Annotated in this window: 16 protein-coding genes; 9 read left to right on the top strand and 7 right to left on the bottom strand. The window is 64.5% G+C overall.

The genetic code is table 11. The features are described 5' to 3' along the window. Positions 1–51: 51 nt before the first annotated feature. The 5 genes from PAM7066_RS00445 (at position 52) to PAM7066_RS00425 (ending at position 4,857) form a co-directional block, all read left to right on the top strand. Positions 52–1,272 carry an OmpP1/FadL family transporter gene (locus tag PAM7066_RS00445; RefSeq protein ID WP_085852157.1) on the top strand — a complete coding sequence of 407 codons (1,221 nt, stop codon included), beginning with the start codon at positions 52–54 and terminating at the stop codon, positions 1,270–1,272. 77 nt (positions 1,273–1,349) lie between these two features. Beyond that, complete coding sequence (locus tag PAM7066_RS00440) at positions 1,350–2,213, top strand: ATPase (protein ID WP_085852156.1); 864 nt, start codon at positions 1,350–1,352, stop codon at positions 2,211–2,213. Positions 2,214–2,263: 50 nt separating this feature from the next. After that, positions 2,264–3,181, top strand: a complete 918-nt coding sequence (gene metA, locus PAM7066_RS00435; protein ID WP_085852759.1) for a homoserine O-acetyltransferase MetA — start codon at positions 2,264–2,266, stop codon at positions 3,179–3,181. Next, a complete protein-coding gene (locus PAM7066_RS00430; RefSeq protein WP_085852155.1) occupies positions 3,156–4,136 on the top strand; it encodes an alpha/beta fold hydrolase in 981 nt (326 codons plus the stop codon). The genes metA and PAM7066_RS00430 overlap by 26 nt, the downstream gene beginning before the upstream one ends. Before the next feature lie 103 nt (positions 4,137–4,239). Next, positions 4,240–4,857 (top strand): TetR/AcrR family transcriptional regulator, encoded by a 618-nt coding sequence (locus PAM7066_RS00425; protein WP_085852154.1) that lies wholly within the window; start codon positions 4,240–4,242, stop codon positions 4,855–4,857. Positions 4,858–4,880: 23 nt separating this feature from the next. Here PAM7066_RS00425 and PAM7066_RS00420 read toward each other — a convergent pair whose 3' ends face one another. The 4 genes from PAM7066_RS00420 to xylF all read right to left on the bottom strand — a co-directional run bounded on the left by PAM7066_RS00420 (position 4,881) and on the right by xylF (position 9,833). Continuing rightward, entirely contained in the window at positions 4,881–6,443 is a 1,563-nt protein-coding gene (locus PAM7066_RS00420; RefSeq protein ID WP_139214920.1) for a calcium-binding protein, read from the bottom strand. Between the two features lie 201 nt (positions 6,444–6,644). Further along, positions 6,645–7,409 (bottom strand): ATP-binding cassette domain-containing protein, encoded by a 765-nt coding sequence (locus PAM7066_RS00415; protein WP_085852152.1) that lies wholly within the window; start codon positions 7,407–7,409, stop codon positions 6,645–6,647. Further along, on the bottom strand, positions 7,409–8,701 hold the full coding sequence (locus PAM7066_RS00410) for a sugar ABC transporter permease (RefSeq protein ID WP_085852151.1): 1,293 nt from the start codon (positions 8,699–8,701) through the stop codon (positions 7,409–7,411). The genes PAM7066_RS00415 and PAM7066_RS00410 overlap by 1 nt, the downstream gene beginning before the upstream one ends. 100 nt (positions 8,702–8,801) lie before the next feature. Further along, the gene (gene xylF / locus PAM7066_RS00405; protein WP_085852150.1) at positions 8,802–9,833 is read right to left on the bottom strand and encodes a D-xylose ABC transporter substrate-binding protein; all 1,032 of its coding nucleotides are present in this window, start codon (positions 9,831–9,833) and stop codon (positions 8,802–8,804) included. 196 nt (positions 9,834–10,029) lie between these two features. Here xylF and PAM7066_RS00400 point away from each other — a divergent pair, with 196 nt between their 5' ends. Continuing rightward, a complete protein-coding gene (locus PAM7066_RS00400; RefSeq protein ID WP_085852149.1) occupies positions 10,030–11,295 on the top strand; it encodes an ROK family transcriptional regulator in 1,266 nt (421 codons plus the stop codon). After that, positions 11,292–12,800 (top strand): CRTAC1 family protein, encoded by a 1,509-nt coding sequence (locus tag PAM7066_RS00395; protein ID WP_085852148.1) that lies wholly within the window; start codon positions 11,292–11,294, stop codon positions 12,798–12,800. Before PAM7066_RS00400 ends, PAM7066_RS00395 begins: the two co-directional genes overlap by 4 nt. Here the strand turns inward: PAM7066_RS00395 and PAM7066_RS00390 are convergent, their stop codons facing one another. Further along, positions 12,801–14,111 carry a cytochrome-c peroxidase gene (locus PAM7066_RS00390; RefSeq protein ID WP_085852147.1) on the bottom strand — a complete coding sequence of 437 codons (1,311 nt, stop codon included), beginning with the start codon at positions 14,109–14,111 and terminating at the stop codon, positions 12,801–12,803. It abuts the gene before it with no gap. A 103-nt stretch (positions 14,112–14,214) separates the two neighbouring features. Here PAM7066_RS00390 and PAM7066_RS19220 point away from each other — a divergent pair, with 103 nt between their 5' ends. After that, positions 14,215–15,072 (top strand): response regulator transcription factor, encoded by an 858-nt coding sequence (locus PAM7066_RS19220; protein ID WP_139214919.1) that lies wholly within the window; start codon positions 14,215–14,217, stop codon positions 15,070–15,072. Positions 15,073–15,179: 107 nt separating this feature from the next. On the opposite strand, the gene folD is transcribed toward PAM7066_RS19220, so the two are convergent. Continuing rightward, the gene (gene folD / locus PAM7066_RS00380; RefSeq protein WP_085852145.1) at positions 15,180–16,082 is read right to left on the bottom strand and encodes a bifunctional methylenetetrahydrofolate dehydrogenase/methenyltetrahydrofolate cyclohydrolase FolD; all 903 of its coding nucleotides are present in this window, start codon (positions 16,080–16,082) and stop codon (positions 15,180–15,182) included. 466 nt (positions 16,083–16,548) lie between these two features. Continuing rightward, complete coding sequence (locus tag PAM7066_RS00375) at positions 16,549–18,201, bottom strand: hypothetical protein (protein ID WP_139214918.1); 1,653 nt, start codon at positions 18,199–18,201, stop codon at positions 16,549–16,551. 200 nt (positions 18,202–18,401) lie between these two features. Between PAM7066_RS00375 and PAM7066_RS00370 the strand changes: the two genes are divergently transcribed. Further along, positions 18,402–18,653 carry a hypothetical protein gene (locus PAM7066_RS00370; protein WP_139214917.1) on the top strand — a complete coding sequence of 84 codons (252 nt, stop codon included), beginning with the start codon at positions 18,402–18,404 and terminating at the stop codon, positions 18,651–18,653.

Raw genomic sequence — 18,653 nt, 5'->3', positions numbered from 1 at the left:
TCGATCAATCCTTTTCCCAGGAACGAGTTTTGATCTCAGGGGGAGATCCACATGAAGAAGCTTCTCGCCGGCGCCGCTGTCCTGGCGCTCTGCCCTTCCGCCGCGATGGCCGTAGGGCTCGACCGGTCAGGTCAGCCCGTGGATATCCTGTTCGAGGACGGCAACTATTTCGAGCTCAGCTTCGGTCGGGTGTTCCCATCGCTCGAGGGTGAGGATCGCGCTTTGGCTCCGTTTTATGCTGGCGGCACTGCGATCGACGACGTTGGCGAGGACTTCAACCAGCTCGGCGCGGGCGTTAAGTTCCAGGTCGCCGAGAAGCTCTCCTTCGCGTTGATCGCTGATAAGCCCTACGGCGTCGACATTAACTACCCCGGTGATGGCGGCGGCTTCGCACCCAGCGGGCTTCCGGCCCCATTCCCGCCATTCCTGCCTGTTCCACCGACCGAGGAAGGTTCCGCGAACCTCGGCGGCACCTATGCCGACGTCGACAGTTCGGCGCTGACAGCGATGGGCCGCTACGAATTCAATGACAATTTTTCGGTTCACGGTGGCCTTCGCTATCAACGGCTCGAGGCGCGTGTCGGCCTCAGCGGCTTCGCCTATGGGCCGTTTCTCTCGGGCTATACCGCGGACTTCGATCGCGATTACGCGTTGGGCTACGCAGTGGGCGCCGCATACGAGCGGCCCGATATCGCGTTGCGCGTCGCGGTCACCTACTTCTCTGAGATCGAGCACGAACTTGACACCACCGAGACAACACCCGGCGGCAGCATCCGGACCTCGGTCACCGAGATCACAACGCCCCAGGCGATCAATCTCGACTTCCAAACCGGTCTGAATCAGCGCACGCTTCTCTTCGGGCAGATTCGCTACGCCTGGTACGAAGATGTCACCGTCGCCCCCCCGTACTTCGATGAAAACAGTGATCCGGGCATTGACGGCACCAGCCTGACCGAGATCGCGGACGGCTACTCGCTGGCTATCGGCGTTGGCCGCGCACTGACGGACCGTCTATCTGGATCGGTGACCTTTGGCTACGAGCGGGCTGAGGACGACGACCTCGTGTCGCCGCTCGCCCCGACCAACGGGCAACGCTCTATCGGCCTCGGGCTGAGCTACGATGTCACCGACAGCTTCACCGTTGCGGGCGGAGTCCGCTACGTGGCGCTGGGCGACGCCTCGCCCGAGACCGGCACCCCGGATACCGCACGCGCCGACTTCTCGGACAACCACGCGGTCGGCCTCGGGCTCCAGATCGGCTACCGCTTCTGATCCGAGCCACCTAGAAAACGAGGGCCCCGCCACCGCGGGGCCTTTTCGCGTCCGACATCCCCCGCTAGAGACGGGCCATGATCTACGAGACTGCGAACGACTGGCGGGCTGCTCCGCATAAACGCGTCATGCTGTTCGGCATGTCGGGCCTCGGCAAGACCTACCTCTCGGCCATGCTGCGCGGCGCGGGAGAATGGTTCCACTACTCGGTCGATTACCGGATCGGCACCCGCTACATGGGCGAACATATCGCCGACAACTTCAAGCGCCACGCCATGCAGGTACCGCTGCTGCGCGAGCTGCTGATGTCGGACTCGATCTATGTCGGTTCGAACATCACCTTCGAGAACCTCGCACCGCTGTCGACCTATCTCGGCAAACCCGGCGACCCCGCACTGGGCGGGCTGCCCTTCGACGAATACATGCGCCGCCAGACCCAGCACCGCGAAGCCGAGCAACTGGCAATGCGCGACACCGGGTTGTTCATCGACAAGGCGCGCGAGATCTACGGCTACGACAATTTCATCTGCGACACCTCCGGCTCAATCTGCGAGGTGGTCGATCCCGACGATCCGGACGACCCGTTGCTGGCGCAGCTCGAAGGCACACTCCTGCTCGTCTGGATCAAGGGGACCGACGCCCATACCGCCGAACTGGTGCGCCGCTTCGACCGCGCTCCCAAGCCGATGTACTATCAGCCGGAGTTCCTGCGGGATGCCTGGGCCGCCTACCTGGCCGAGACCGGGCAAGCGCCCGAGGCCGTCGATCCCGACGCCTTCATCCGCTGGACCTATGCCCGCGCGCTTGCGCATCGCCAACCACGCTATGCCGGCATGGCCCGTCGCGGTGTCACGGTCACGGCCGACGAGGTCATGGCCGTCCGCTCGCCCGCCGATTTCGACGACATGATCGCGCGCGCCCTCGATCGCCGCGTGGCTTGAGGTCGGGCGAGGCGCTCCTTATCTTCAGCGTTCCCGAAGTCGAGGTTTCGATGCCCATCAAACTGCCCTCCGACCTGCCTGCCTTCTCGGTCCTCCGTCGCGAGGGCATCCAGGTCATGGCCGAGGCCGAGGCCATGAGGCAGGACATCCGACCGCTGAGGATCGGGCTGCTGAACCTCATGCCGAAGAAGATCCAGACCGAGAACCAGTTCGCCCGCCTGATCGGGGCCGGCCCCCTGCAGATCGACTTCCAGCTGATCCGCATGACCGAGCATCAGACACGGAACACCGCCGCCGAGCACATGGAGGCGTTCTATCGTCCCTTCCAGGACGTGAAGGACGAGAAGTTCGACGGGCTCATCATCACCGGCGCCCCGATCGAGCACCTGGCCTTCGAGGACGTCACCTATTGGGACGAGCTCAGCGAGGTCATGGCGTGGACCCAGACGAACGTCCATTCGACCTTCGGCGTCTGCTGGGGTGGCATGGCGATGATCCACCATTTCCACGGCGTGCCGAAGCACCTTCTGCCCGCGAAGCTGTTCGGCTGCTACCGGCACCGCAACCTCGATGCGTCGTCGCCCTACCTGCGCGGCTTCTCGGACGATTGCGTGATGCCGGTCAGTCGGTGGACCGAGATGCGGCAGGAGGATATCGAGCGTGCGCCGGGTCTGACAACGCTTCTGACGTCGGACGATGCGGGGCCGGCGCTGGTGGACGATCCGGCGCATCGGGCGCTCTATATCTTCAACCACTTCGAGTATGACGACGGTACGCTGAAGGAAGAGTTCGACCGCGATCTCGCTGCCGGCGTGCCCATTGCCGTTCCCTGCAACTATTACCCCAAGGACGATCCGTCGCAGCGGCCGCTCAACCGCTGGCGCAGCCATGCGCATCTTCTGTATGGCAACTGGATCAACGAGATTTACCAGTCGACACCTTATGATATCCAGAAAATCGGCGCTTAGCGCCTCGATCCTCCTGCTCGCTGCGGCAGGGTGCGGTGCGGTCATCGACGGACGCATCGACACGCGCGCCGCCGAGGCGCGGGCGACCCACCCGCCGCTTGGCTCGTTCGTCGAAGTGGACGGCCGCCAGGTGCACTACGTCCAGTCCGGTGCGGGGCCCGACCTGGTGCTGATCCACGGGGCCAGCGGCAATGTGCGGGACTGGACCTTCGACTTCGTGGACCGGTTGTCGGACCGCTACCGCGTCACGGTCTTCGACCGGCCGGGCCTTGGCTATACCGACCCCGATCCCGTCTATGCCGGTTCCTTCGACGCCCGCGCCGAAAGCCCGGCCGAGCAGGCGGCATTGCTTCACGCCGCGGCCGAGCGGGTGGGCGTCTCGGATGAGGTTGTCGTCGGCCATTCCTTCGGCGGCGCGGTCGCCATGGCTTGGGCGCTGAACCACGATCCCGCCGCTGCGGTAATAGTTTCGGGCGCGACGGAGCCCTGGCCCGGCGGACTCGGGCCCCTCTACACGCTGGCCGGCACGTCCCTTGGCGGGGCCACCATGGTTCCGCTGATCTCGGCGTTCGTCCCGCGGCGTTTCGTCAAGCAGGCCATCGCCGCGATCTTCGCGCCGCAAGAGCCGCCCGAGGGGTACGAGGACTATGTCGGCGCCGGGCTGACCCTGCGGGCCACCTCTTTCCGGGCGAACGCGCAGCAGGTTCGAAGCCTGCGCCCCCACGTGGTCGAGATGTCCCGCCGCTATCCCGACCTCACGCTGCCGGTCGAGATCGTGCACGGCACCGCCGATGACGTCGTCCCGATTCACATCCACTCGGAACGGCTGGCCGAGCAGATCCCGGGCGCGCGTCTCACCCGGCTGGAGGGTGTCGGACACATGCCGCATCATGTCCGCCCCGAGGTGGTCGTTGCTGCCATCGACCGCGCGGCCACCCGCGCCGGATTGCGCTGAGACGGTCGGAGACCTAGTCTCGGCGGACTCGAAGGAACGCGACGATGCCCCTGCCCTGTCACGAATTTCCCCGGATCTCGCCCGCCTGCGGCCTGCGCGCGCGATGACCAAACGTGGCTATCACCATGGCAATCTGGCGCAGGCGCTCGTAGATGCGGCGCTCGGGTTGATCGAAGAGAAGGGCCCGACCGGCTTCACCCTGTCGGAGGCCGCCAAGCGGGCCGGCGTGACACCCGCCGCCGTCTACCGCCATTTCGACGGTCGCGAGGACCTCGTCGCCGAATGTGCCCGGCAGGGATACGAGATCTTCGCCGACCGGGTCGAGGCTGCGTATCGCTCCGGGCTGCCCTCGGCGCTGCGCGCGTTCTCGGAGACCGGGCGCGCCTATCTCGCCTTCGCGCGTGAGCATCCGGGGCACTACGTCGCGATGTTCGAAAGCGGCATTTCGACCAATCGTTCAACGGCCCTGCACCAGGTGGCCCAGCGGGCGAACGGCGTGCTGGAGCGCGCGGCCGCGGCCCTGTCCGAGCACATCCCGATCGAGAAGCGCCCGCCGCCCGCGATGTTCGCCAGCCACATCTGGGCGATGAGCCACGGCGTGGTCGAGCTGTTCGCCCGCGGCTCGCCCGGCACGAACGCACCATTTCCGCCGGAAGAGCTGCTCGAGAGCGGCATCGGGATCTATCTGCGCGGCCTCGGCCTGATCCCGCCCGACAGCTAGGGGCCTCTCGGGCCGCGCCGTCTTCAAAGGCCGAAGAATGGATCGGGCTCCGGTGAAAGTTCAATGTCGAACGCGGCGGCCGATGCCTGCGGCATCGCGCTGCCAGCCAGAAGCGCGCTTACCTCCGATGCCGTCATCCGGCCCGTGGATCCGTCCGCGAAAAGAAAATCGTCGCCTCCCTCGCCCAGCAACCAGTCGGAATCGGCCCCGCCGATCAGGATGTCGCCATGTGCCGAGCCGACCAAGACTTCGATCTCGCGGATGACGTCGCCCTCGGCATCGCCACCGCTTCCGGTTCCTTTGCCCAAGTCAACGGACACGCCAGCACCGGAGGACGCATAGCTGAGCACGTCGTGCCCGACGCCGCCCGCGATGGTATCCGCGCCGGGAGAGCCTATGATCCTGTCGTTTCCGGCGAACCCGAAGGACAGCTCGTCCGCGGCCGTACCGGTCAGGAGGTTGTCGCCGCCCCCGAGTTCCAGCGCCGAGATGCCGTTATCCGTCAACCCTCCGGCAAAGAGGAGTACCCGGCCCTCGTGAACGTCCACCGACAACCCCGCCGTACCCGCAAATTTGGTCGCTACGGTGTCGCGCAAGGTGGTCAGCTCGGTCATGCGTCCGTTTTCGTCGACATGGAAGACGGTGACGGCGCTGTCCTGGTATGCCGCCACGGCGAGGAACGTCTCCCCCGAGGTCGTGAAGGTCTCGAGCACTTCGGCTCCGTTGAGCGTGGACGATCCGACGCCATCGGACACGGACCACACGAGGGTCAGGCGTCCGTTGGCACCCAATTGGAAAGCGCTGATCCCGTCGTCATAGGCGCCTGCTCCGAAAACATAGGTGGCATCACCGATCTGAGCGCTTGCCACGTCGATGACACCGTTCAGTTCGAAATACATCGAAATGGCATCGAAGGTGGACCAGTGATGTGTCAGCTGCCCCTGCCCGTCCATCTCGAACACGGCGAGTCCGCTTTCCTGGAACCCCGCGACGATGGCAAACTCGATCCCGTCCACCGTCGCGGTCGTCACGCCGCGCGCACCCCCGAGGCTCGCGTTCCGCCCGAACAAGTCGTCCGTCACGGCGTGCGCAGCAGACAGACGCCCCTGGGAGTCGATGCGGAAGGTGGTGACGCCGTGATCGACCTCGCCCGTGGCGAGAAGATACGTTTCCGACCCGATGGAAACGATCGCCATCTCGCCGATCGTTCCCCTTAGGGTCGTTTCGGGATCGTCATAGACGATCTGGACCGGGCTGAGCGTCCCGTCGGCTTCGACACGGAAAACCGTGATCCCGTGATCCTGTTGCGCATCGGCATAGAGGAACGTCTGCCCGTTGATCGAGATGGTCGCGAAGTGATTGACGTCATCCAGCGCCACTTCCGGACTGTCGAAGACGCTCCCCACCGCGATCAGGCTGTTGTCCGGCAGGAGTTCAAGGATCGTGATCCCGTCGTCGCGCTCGCCAGCCGCGAAGACGAAGAGGCGGTCGCCAATCCGGGCATGGCTCACGCCGAACGTGCCGTCGAGCGCGAGGTCCTCGCGATCGCCGACGCTGTCCAGAGCCGCCAGTCTGCCGGTCCACACCGCTTTCTGCTCCTCGGTTCGCGCGCGGGAGGCCAAACGCCCGCTCAAGTCGTCTAGACCGCCGACCCCAAGTCCGGGTTAATCCCTCGCTGAAAATGGGTAGGATTTTCATCGTCGGGCTCCCGTCCGCGAAGACTCGGTGAGCACGAAAAAGCCCGCCGGAGTGGGATCCGACGGGCACGGCATGGGTCTTGTTGGCGCTCAGGCAGCCAGGTGCTCGGGCCGTTTCCCGGCGATGATCATCGCCAGCAGATCGTCGGTGGTGACATCATCGACGTCCACGACGCCAACTAGTTCGCCGTTCTTCATCACCGCGGCGCGGTCGCAAAGCTCTTTCACCTGGTGCACGTCGTGGTCGATCAGGAAGATGCCGAGGCCGTCCTTCTTCAGCTCCTGGATCAGTTCGGCGACCATCTGGGTTTCCTGTGGACCGAGGGCGGCCGTCGGCTCGTCCATGATCAGGATCTTGGCCTGGAAGTAGACCGCGCGCGCGATTGCGACCGACTGCCGCTGTCCGCCCGAAAGCGCCTTAACAGGTGACCCGAACTTGCGGAAGTTGGGGTTGAGCCGCCCCATGATCTTGCGCGTCTCGGCTTCCATCGCGGCGTCATCGACGAAGCCGAAGCTCGTCGTCAACTCGCGCCCCAGGAACAGGTTCGAGGCGGCGTCGAGATTGTCGGCCAGCGCGAGCGTCTGATAGATCGTCTCGATATTGTAGTCGCGGGCGTCGCGGGGGTTTGCGATATTGGCCTTCTCGCCATTGACGAAAACGTCGCCCGTGTCCTGCCGGTAAGCGCCCGACAGGCACTTGATGAGGGTCGATTTGCCCGCGCCGTTGTGCCCCAGAAGACCGACGACCTCGCCCGGGTACAGGTCGACGCTTACGTGATCGACGGCCTTTACGCCGCCGAAGGCGATCGAGATGTCGCGCAATTCGACGAGAGGAGTTCCGCTGCGGTCGATCATCAGTTCGCTCCCGTCTTTTTGCGGTAGAGGATGTCCACGAGGACGGCGAGGACCAGCACGGCGCCCACGACGATGTTCTGGAACGGTGCATCCACACCGACCATCGCCATGCCCGACTGCAGCGACTGCATGATCAGCGCGCCGAGGATCGCTCCGTAGATCGTGCCGAGCCCCCCCGCTAGCGCAGTGCCCCCGATCACGGCGGCGGCGATTACGCGCAATTCGTCCAGCGTGCCAATGTCGTTCGAGTGGAACGACAGGCGCGCCGACGCCACGAGGCCGGCGAGTCCGCAGAGCACGCCCATGATCGCGAAGACCTTGACCGTCAGCAGGCGCGTGTTGATGCCCGAAAGCTCGGCCGCATCAGGGTTGCCGCCGGTCGCGAAGATATAGCGGCCGAGGCGCGTCTTGCGGGCGATCATCGTCATGACGACCGCGACCGCGATCAGCAGAAGGACCGAATAAGGGACGCCGTAGCCTTGAACGTAGCCCTCGGGCATGACTTGGCCGGAGGCTTCGAACTGCCGCTCGAGCACACGGGCTGGCACTTCGTAAGCGTTCAGAACCGCGACGAAGCCCAGGATCAGGGCTGCGGCCACGACCATCAGAAGCCCCTCGGCCCAGACGGGCTTGACCGGAAACTCGTGGTGGATGCGCGCATGACGGGCCGACCAGATCGCGACGCAGGCTGCGATCACTCCGAGTACGCCGACGATCCAGCTGCCGGTTGTGCCGAGCGTGCCGCCGATGCCGCCCAGAAGCTGGAACGTCTCGTCGAGCGGACCGATCGTCTGGCCGTTGGTCAGGTACCAGGCGACGTTGCGCCACACCAGAAGGCCGCCGAGCGTCACGATGAAGGCCGGGATCGCGAGGTAGCCGATCAGCCAGCCCTGGAAGGCGCCGATCACGGCACCTGTGACAATGCCGACGATGATCGCGACGGGCGCGATCAACGGGTTCCCGAAGTCGACGCCCATGGCTGGCAGGAAACTGGTCTGCGTCATCGCCATCATGGCCGAGCAGGTCGCAAGCAGCGAACCGACGCTGAGGTCGATGTGGCGGGTGACGATCACGAAGACCATGCCTGTTGCCATGATCGCGACTGAGACGGTCTGAATCGTCAGGTTGAAGATGTTGCGGGGAGTCAGAAAGCGCCCGTCCGTCAACAGGTTGAACATCACGCAGACGACGATGAAGGCGCCGACCATGCCGAGCAGCCGGGTGTCGATCTCCATCGTCTTGAGGATGTTCTTGCGCTGCGACGAGGCGGGGGAAGCACTGGCATCGGCCATTACGGTCACCCTTCAGGATAAAACGTCAGGCGCACCCCGAGGGATGCGCAAAAGGACGCCCCGGCACGCGCAAAGCGTGCCGGAGCGGATTTTCAGCGGATCAGTTGCAGGGGGCCGGGCCGTCGGTGACGCCCTGGCACAGCTCTTCCTGGGTGATCCATCCGGCATCGACGACAACGTTCAGGTTCTCTTGCGTCACCGGAACGGGCTCGAGGAACTCGGCCCAAAGGGTCGTTCCAGCGGGCGATGTCCACTCTTCGGCCCCTTCGATTGCGGAAAGCTCGGTTCCGTCGGCAAGGTTCACGGCAATCTCGCCCGCGCGGCGGCCCAGATCGCGGCTGTCCTTCCAGACCGAGACGGTCTGCGTACCCTGCGCGATACGGTTCAGCGCGGCGTAGTCGGCATCCTGACCCGAGACGGGGATCCCGTCGAGGCCTTGCGCCGAAAGTGCGGCCACCGCGCCGCCGGCGGTGCCGTCGTTCGATGCGACGACCGCGTCGACGTTGTTGTCGTTGGCGGTCAGGATCTGTTCCATGTTGCGCTGCGCGTTCGCGGGCAGCCACTGATCGGTATAGGCTTCACCGGCGATGGTGATGTCACCGGCGTCGATCGCGTCCTGCAGGACTTCCTGCTGACCCTGGCGGAGGAAGTCCGCGTTCGGGTCGGTGGGCGAGCCCTTGATCATCACGTAGTTGCCTTCGGGCTGCGCTTCGAGCACGGCGCGGGCCTGCATCCGGCCGACTTCGATGTTGTCGAAGGTCAGGTAGAAGGCACGATCGTCCTCGATCAGGCGGTCATAGGCGATGACGGGGATGCCGTTATCGGCGGCGCGCTGAACGGCGGGAATGATCGCCTGGGTATCCTGCGCGAGGATGATGAGCACCTCGGCGCCCTGGCTGATCAGCGATTCGATATCCGAGAGCTGCTTCGAGGAGGACGACTGCGCGTCGGCCGATATGTACTCGGCACCGGCTTCCTCGAGGGCGGACTGAATGGCTGCCTCGTCGGTCTTCCACCGCTCTTCCTGGAAGTTGGACCAGCTCACGCCCACGGTGGGGCCGTCCTGGGCCAGGACGGCGGCGGGGGTGATGGCGGTCGCGGCGAGCGCGGCAACGAGCAAACGGTTCTTCATGGTAGCCTCCCATTAACGACCCGGATCTGTTGCGGCCGGGTTCGGGTTATCTTGCTCGTCTTACTTCGACAGTCAAACTTAATATTTGATACGACGCTCCGTTTCCTCCAACACTACGCCAATCAGTGCGGTCAGGCGACCAATTCTGCGTCGCAGAACAGTGTCGAGACGGCATTTTGTTCGAGGGGGGAGTAAAATGGAGGTCAACATAGGCGGACCCTCGGTCGCGACCTGCGGGCCCGTCATCACCGAGGATCCGGCCGCCGTGCGCCCGCTGAAGTTGCGAATCTTCGACTTCATTCGCGCATCGGGACCGGTCCCCCGCGCCCGGGTCGCCCGCGTCCTGAACATTTCCCCCGGAACCGTCTCGACCTTGACGGGCGAGTTGATCGAGACGGGACTGCTGCAAGAGGTCACGGACCCGCGCAAGCCCCCCGTCACTCCACGCGGCCGGCCGCCCGTCAGCCTTGCCGTCCGCCCGGACGCTTTCGTCGTCGTCGGCATAAAGCTGTCGAGTCGAGACCGCACCGGGATCCTGGTGGACTTCGCAGGAAACCGGCTCGCATCGGTTCAGGACGATGTCGCGCCTGTCTTGCTTACCGCCGCCGCCCAGATCGATGCCATCGGCGCCATGGTGACCGAACTTCTGCGAAAGGCCGGGCGATCTCATTCCGATCTCGGCGGCGTCGGGCTGGGCGTCCCGGGCTTCGTCCACAACGCCACCGGCCACGTCCACTGGTCCCCCGTCTTTGCCGAACGCGGGTTCGAGCTGTCGCGCCTCGCGGCAGCTCGTCTCGGGGTGCCGGTGGCGGTGGACAATGATGCCAACCTCGTCGCACTGGCCGAGCTTTGGTTCGGCCTTGGCCGCGATAAACCAGATTTCGCCGTGGTCACCATCGAGCAAGGCGTAGGTTTCGGGGTCGTTCTGAACCACAACATTTTCCGCGGCGCGAACGGCTATGGGGTCGAGCTCGGCCATACGAAGGTGCAGGTCGACGGGGCGCTCTGCCGATGCGGCCAACATGGGTGCCTCGAGGCCTATCTGGCCGACTACGCCATCGCGCGGGATGCCGCGGTGGCCCTGAAGTTGCCGGAGGCGCAGATCCCGCCGATCCTCGAGCTGATCGACATGCTGCGAGCCGCCGCGGATGCGGGCGACGAGACTGCGGCGTCGGTCTATCGCCGCGCACGCCGATATCTTGCCGCGGGGCTGTCGACCGTGGTCAACCTGTTCAACCCCACGCTCCTGATCCTCTCGGGCGGCCGGATGCGCTACGACTGGTTGAACGCGGACGATCTGCTGAATGAAATGCGCGAGTTCACGATCGATGCGGGCGAGGCTCTCCCGCCGCTCGAGATCCACGAATGGGGCGACCTCATGTGGGCTCACGGCGCCGCGGCGCTCGCCCTGTCGAACGTGACCGAGACCCAGTTGGGCCTGAGCCGCGAGGCCGTCGCATGAAGCCAGTCGCTTTTGCCGCCTGTCTCGCCGTCTTCCCGGCCCTCGCGGGTGCGGGTTCGCCGACCTTCCAACTGCAACCGGATGCGCTTCCGGTTGAGCACATCTACTCCGGCGGCTGGGAACATTTCGTCGGCGGCGGCGTCGCCGTGTTCGACTGCAACGGTGACGGCCGCCCCGACCTCGCCGCCGCGGGGGGCAGCGAACCGGCGCGGCTGTTCGTCAACCAGACCCTGGGCGAGGAGATACGATTCACCCTAGGCACCCTGCCCGACCTGCTCGGAACGACCGGCCTCTATCCGCTCGATATCGACGGTGACGGTCCTCTCGATCTCGTGGTGCTGCGGGTCGGGGAGAACCAGCTTCTGAAGGGTGACGGGGCCTGCGGCTTCGGGGACAACAGCGAAGCATGGGGATTCGACGGCGGGAACGCCTGGTCCACGGCCTTCTCGGCCACGTGGGAGTCGGGCCGCGACTTGCCGACGCTCGCCATCGGCAACTACGTGGATCGCACCGACCCCGAGGGTCCGTTCGGGGCCTGCGACGACAATGCGCTCTACCGCGCCGAGGGCGGTCGCTACGGCCCGCCCGTCCCGATCACGCCCGGCTGGTGCGCGCTGTCCATGCTGATCTCGGACTGGCAACGGCGCGGGACGCCCGAGCTTCGGATCTCGAACGACCGACACTACTATGTTCTCGGCGGCTTCGAGGAGATGTGGCGACTCGACCCTCTCGCCCCGCGAACCGAGGCCGACGAATGGGAGAAGGTATCGCTCTGGGGCATGGGGATTGCGAGCGCGGACATCACCGGGGACGGCCTGCCCGAGGTCATGTTGACCTCGATGGGCGACCAACTGCTCCAGTTCAACGACGGAGAGAACTGGCGGAACGCCCCCTACGAGGTCGGCGCCGCGGCGCAACGCCCTTATCAAGGTGACGACGGCCGCCCCTCGACCGGCTGGCATGCAGAGTTCGCGGACGTGGACAACGACACCCGGCTGGACCTGTTCATCGCCAAGGGCAACGTCGACCAGATGCCGTCGAACGCAATGAAGGACCCGAACAACCTGCTGATGCAGACGCCAGAAGGTCGGTTCGAGGAAACCGGCGGCCCGGCAGGTATCGCCGACGAGGCGCGATCCCGTGGCGCGGCGCTTGCCGATTTCGACGGAGACGGACGGTTGGATCTGGTGGTCTCGGCCCGTCGCGCGCCGCTGCGCGTCTGGCGGAACGAAACCGAGGGGGCCGGCAACTGGCTCGGGATCGAGCCGCGCACCGACGGCCCGAACACTCGCGCTGTCGGTGCCTGGATCGAGCTGCGGGCAGAGGCCGGCACGCAGGTGCGCGAGATTACCGTCGGCGGTGGCCATGCGGGTGGACAGGCGGGACCCATCCACTTCGGTCTGGGCGAGGCCGTGACGGCCGAGATGCGCGTGATCTGGCCGCACGGCACCGCCGGGCAATGGCAGCCCGTCGAGGTGAACCGCGTGATCCGTCCCCGCCCGTAGTCAGCGCTCGACAGGCAGACCCGAGGGCACCGTATCGGGAATACCCAGGCGACCGATCAGCGACGTCTCGTCCTCGAGCGCTTCGAGGAACTTCATCAGGACATCGAGCTCGCGCTCGGTCAGCGGCCGGGTTTCGTGACGCACGGCCGCGAGGATCTCGGCCCGTTCGGCGGGATCGGACCAGATCGTCCAATCCTCGGCTGCGCCCTCGATGGTCGGCAAAGTGACCTTGGGGGCCTCAGCCATGCCGGCGCTCAGAGGATCGGCATGGTCGCGCAAGAAGTCGCGCAAATCATCGTGGCTGCCAGCATGACCCCACGGGCCGGAGCGCGTCACGTTGCGCAGCATCGGCGTGCGGAAGGCAAAGGCGTCCTCGGGCTGACCGGTTACGCGCATGCGACCCACATCGCGCTGGTGGCTTTCGAACCGCTCGGCCTTGCCGGGTCCGAGCTGCGGCGCGCCCATCGGGTGAAAACTCTGATCTGACAAGAGCGACCCCGCGTGGCAGTCGCTGCAGCCGGCTGGGCCGAAGAACAGCTCCATTCCCGCCCGGGCGGGCGTGGACAGGCCGCCGGTGCCGCGCAAATAGCGGTCGTAGGGCGTATCGTCGGCTCGCCACTCCACCGCCACGAACGCCGCTATCGCGTTAGAGATGTCGGTGAAGTCTATGTCGCGCCCGGCGGCGATTTCGGGATAAACCTCGGCGAACCGGTCCGCGTAGTCAGGGACGTCTGCCACCCTCTCGGCGATCAGATCCCACGCCCCGCCCTCGCCCGTCAGCCGCCCTTGCCGCACGGCCAGCGCTACTTCGTTCTCCTCGTAGTGCCCGGCCATTTCGTCTGGCGAGAGCACCGGGAACATCGTCTGCGCAGACAGAAGGCTGGCGAAGCCGCTGACCATCTCGTCCTCGATAGGGGTCCGCAGGCCCGAGGGGCGGTCCGGATCGACCTCGATCCGCCCATCCGCGAACATGGTCGTGACGTCGCGGTGGCCAAGATTGAACAGGGCCGTCGCGTTCCGCGGAATGCGCTGTTCGGGAAGGTTGTCCGGGTCGGGCCGCCTGTCGGGACCAAGGCCCACGCCTCCATCGCCCAGCCCCAGCGCCATGCCGTCCCCGGTCCCGAAGCGCGGGTGGTGGCACGAGGCGCAACTTACACCTCGACCGCCCGACAGGATCGGATCGTAAAATAGAAGCTGACCCAGCTCGACTTCCGAGGGCGGATGTTCGACGAAGCCCGCGGGGTCCAGTGCAACTGGATCAGCCGAGGAGTTCGTGGCAAGCAATGCGACAGTGAGGATCAGGCGTGACATGCGAAACAGGCAACCACCCCGGCGCGGAAGGCGCAAGATCTCATGACAGCCGACGCGGGATCGCACCTTTTGCGGAGACTTTCTCCGGAGACACATCAAGGAGGTGCGTGAGGCGACACTGCGAGATATTCCTACATTTGATCGCTTCTCGATCGGCGGGGGTGAGGGTAAGGTATCCGCATTTGCGACTGGATCGCCACCACGCGCATACGATTTCGATCGTCCAACTGGACGCCGACGTCATTCCCTCGCGGAGACAGATATTCCAAGAGGTTTCTCATTGATGTCGGGTCCTCGTTACGAGCCCCCCACTGCACCGTCCGCTCGCCGTGCGATCTACTTCGACGGCTCGGGACTGTATTTCAGCGAAACGCTCCTCGCGGCGATCGCACGCGAATTCGCCGAGTTGTCCGTCTTCTGCACGCGCGACTCCGACTACCGGCATCATCCGGAAATTCAGCTTGTTCTCGTGGCGCCCGACCGGATGACCGAGTTCGGCACCGTCGTCACCGAACTGATGAGCGTCATCCCATCAGCCCGATTGGTTTTCTGCTACGAGCACGAAGACCAAGCGCGCGCGATGTTCGCGGAACACAGGACCCGGATCGTGGAACAGGACATAAGCCTCATGCCGACGAACGTCCGGCTCGATACGTGGATGTCCTACATCCGCCTGTTCCTTCAGGGACAGACGCTGATCGCAACCAGCCTTATTGGAGCCGTCGAGGATTGCGGCCGCGCGACCCGATCCCGTTCCTCGTCGCCGGCGTTGCAGAAGCTGACGGCCCGCGAGGCCGAAATCCTGGCCCTCGCGGCACAAGGTGAGCAGAACAAGCTCATCGCCTCGCAGCTGAAGATCTCGGAGCATACCGTCAAATTGCACATGCACCGCGTCATCCGCAAGCTTGGGGTCCGCAACCGTACCGAAGCTGCCCATTTCCTTATGAGATCGGCCTCCTAGGGACGCGGCCAACTGGCGCGGTCTCGACAGAGTTGGTGACACTGGCACCCTGGGCGCTCAGGGGGGGGCAACACCGCGATATCTCGCCTCGTGGGTGCGAAGATGGTTCAGACCGTCAAACCATCGGGTTCGGCAAGGCCGTGAGCCCGGCAGCACGCGGTCAACGTATTGGCCAGGAGGCACGCGATGGTCATCGGCCCTACCCCGCCCGGCACCGGCGTGATGGCGCCTGCCACCTCGGCGCAGCTGTCGAAGTCGCAATCGCCTACCAGCCGTGTCTTGCCCTCGCCTTTCTCGGGCGCCGGCAGGCGGTTGATGCCGACGTCGATCACCGTCGCGCCAGGTTTGATCCAGTCGCCCGTGATCATCCTCGGACGACCCACTGCGGCAACCACGATGTCGGCACTGCGGCAGAGTTCAGCGATATCCTTCGTCCGCGAATGCGCGACGGTGACGGTACAATTATCCCGCAGCAGAAGCTGGGCCATCGGTTTGCCGACGATGTTCGAGCGTCCCACAACGACAGCATTCAGACCTGAAAGATCCCCGTGATGCGCGCGCAGCATCATCAGGCACCCAAGCGGCGTACAGGGCACCATGGCCCTTTGGCCAGTTGCAAGAAGGCCCACGTTTGCAATGTGGAACCCGTCCACATCCTTGGCCGGATCGACGCGGGCGAGCACAATGGCCTCGTCGATATGGTCCGGGAGGGGCAGCTGCACCAAGATACCGTGGACCGCGGGGTCGGCGTTCATCTCGTCGATTAGGTCTATGAGGTGGTCCTGCGGTGTGTCGGCGGCGAGGCGATGCTCGAACGACGCCATGCCGACCTCGACGGTGCGCTTTCCTTTCGAGCGGACGTAGACCTCGCTCGCCGGATCTTCGCCCACGAGAACCACGGCCAGGCCCGGGGTCAAACCTTGGGTATGCTTCAGGTGGGCCACCTGTGCGGTTACCTGCCCCGTAACCTCTTTCGCGAAAGCCCTGCCGTCGATCACTCGTGCGGTCATGCGTCATCTCCCGTATCGATGTTGCGCGCGGAGTTCGACCGCGTGCCAGAGCTCTCCAACTCCCGAGATCTGCCAGAAGTCTCGATCCCGTTTCAGTGCGACGCATAACGAAAAAGCTCGAAGGCTCAAGACCGTTGCCGCTCGCCAGCCCCGGACGAAACAGCTGATTTGCAATCGGCGCAAGCCGGGAGTTTCTGCAGGTTTCTCTTCCCGGTACACCTTTCTTGGTGGCAGGTGCGTTGCAGCCGCTTTCGCCGCATACTCGATGACCGCGAGCTAGAGTGGCGCTCGAATAGATGAGGGCCCTATACTCGGCGATGATCTGACCCGGTGGCGTCCACGCGGGTCGACAGATGACTCGTTGTGACCTCTCCCTGGACTGAATGAGTGGAGCATCCCCACTGCACCCGGCCGCTCGGAGGCCCACGAAGCCAATCGGGGCGAAGGTTGTCGCCGCATGAACTAACTACAACATGAAATCTTCCAGGTCATCGTCCGCGCCGCCTTCAGCTTCCTCGGGATCCGGCATTCCAAGCGCTTCGCGGTGAACACAGCGCTCTTCTTCCATCGTGTAGGTCGCATATAGCCAATCGAGATCAGAGTCCGTAATAGCGGACCCCGACGAGAGCTCCGCGATCCTCCGGCTGAGATCGATCAGTGCGGCGCCGTGTGCTGCCGCCGTTTCGAACGCATTCTGTGCCGCGCCCGCGGCGCCGCCAAGCCGATCGGCGTGACCCAGAAGTTGGCGGCGCATGTCGTGGACCAAATTTACCCGTCGTCCCTGCTCCTCGGCTTCCTTCGCCGACGTTTCCTGCAGGGCGAGTAACGTCTCAAGGTCATCCCGCAGACTGGATGCCGAAAGTGCCTGCGAGGTGTCGCGGATATGCATGAGCGACTCCGAGACCTCGGAAATGAGGCTCGATGTCCGGTCGACCACGTCCCGGACCGACCCCGCGAGAAAGCGTAGTGGCGACGTTTGAGAACCCGAACGATGGGCCACGAGAGAGGCGTTGTGTACCGATGTCTCGAGTTCGCGGTTCAATTCGACAGCGGCCTCGAGGTTGCTCTGTGTCTTGTCGATCTGGTCGGTCAGGATCGAGAGGACCTTCAGTGCCGATCCCAGCTGTTCACGAGCCCGACCGACCGACGCGAGCATGACTTGGTTGGCTTGAGCCGTGGCCGTCATCCAGAGATCCGACGGATTGACCGCTTCGCTCCGGGTCTTGGTAATGGGGCTGTGCTCGACGGCTGCGCGCAATTCAATCAGCGCCGTCGCGGCGGTCGTTGCAACCTCCGTCAAGGATGTGGCCATCGCAGCAAGCTGTGCGGAAGCGACGGTGGCAAGCAAGTCGCATTCCGCCGGCGGTGCGCCATCCATCGCGCCGAGAGCTGCACGGACATGTTCCACTCGCTGAGCGAAGGCATCCGGGAATTGCAGGCACCCCACAAGATCGCCGACGGCCGTACTCACTCCGACACCGAGCCGGTTCGAGTTCTCGCGGGTGTTTTCCATGTATGCTCGGTGGTCCCGTTCGAGCACCGCGAGGCGTTCAGCCTCATCGCCCGCACCATTCGACAGAGCGCGGAATTCCTGCCCGATCGAAGTAAGCTTATCGCGCGCGAGGCCGCTCTGGCGCTGTGTCCCCACAACGAGCGTCGCAGAACGCGCCGTAGCATCCTGGAGCTTATGACATCTGCTGTCGAGCAATTGCGTGAATGACAGAAGTTGATCGGCGACTCCAAGCGTTTCCGTCTGAGTGATCTTTGTCAACGACGATATGTTCACCAGGGCGACCGTGTACTTCTTCATCTCGATGAGAGAACCCGAGATGCGGATCAAGGCGCCTTGGAACGCCTGCCCTGTAAGGGATCCTGCGGCGCTCTCTGCGGCGGTGGCAGCTGACGAGGCGTTCACCAGGAATGCGTCGAAATTGCCATCGTGCTTCTCTCGTTCTTCGCCGGTTTCCACAACGGCGAGAAGCCTCTCGACATCCGATCCGAATTCCGCGGCGACGTTTCGAATTGTCTCGAGTTCAAAGAAGGCGACCGAGAATGCGCCTGCGATTTCATGGGAGAGCCGATCGAGGGATTGGTCGGGCGATACGTCAGGCGGTGTCATGAAACCTCCAGTGGTCATCTGTACCGGCATAACGTTCCATAGGTTATTCGCGCCTTAACTGCCCTCGCCCAAATGCCGCGTGAAAGGCTAAAATTGCCCGTTCGTCTTTACCAGATCTTCGTACCTTCCGTTCGATACCTTCAGTGTATCTCAACCGAGGGACGAAGATGCCCGATCCCAGCACTCCCATAGAGGCCACAATGAGCCTCGCCGCCGATCTCGACGCAGTAACCGCCGTGGAAGCCTACACCCGGCTCGTGGCCCTGCTAGACGATGTGGAAGCGTCAGAAGCCGTCGCTGTCCTCGACCTCGACTCGGCGACAGACGCGGTCAGCGCGCTGTCCCTGCAGCTTCTCGCGAGCGCTAAGCTCACCTTTCCACCCGACAGGCTGCGAATCGGACAGAGTGCTTCCACCGCCTTGGCGGCGATCCAACATTCCAAGGGGAACTGA

This window comes from Palleronia marisminoris (assembly GCF_900172315.1).
In the GTDB taxonomy this organism is placed as follows: domain Bacteria; phylum Pseudomonadota; class Alphaproteobacteria; order Rhodobacterales; family Rhodobacteraceae; genus Palleronia; species Palleronia marisminoris.
The sequence above is the reverse complement of the archived record's forward strand: the minus strand, read 5'-3'. Positions and strand labels throughout refer to the sequence as shown.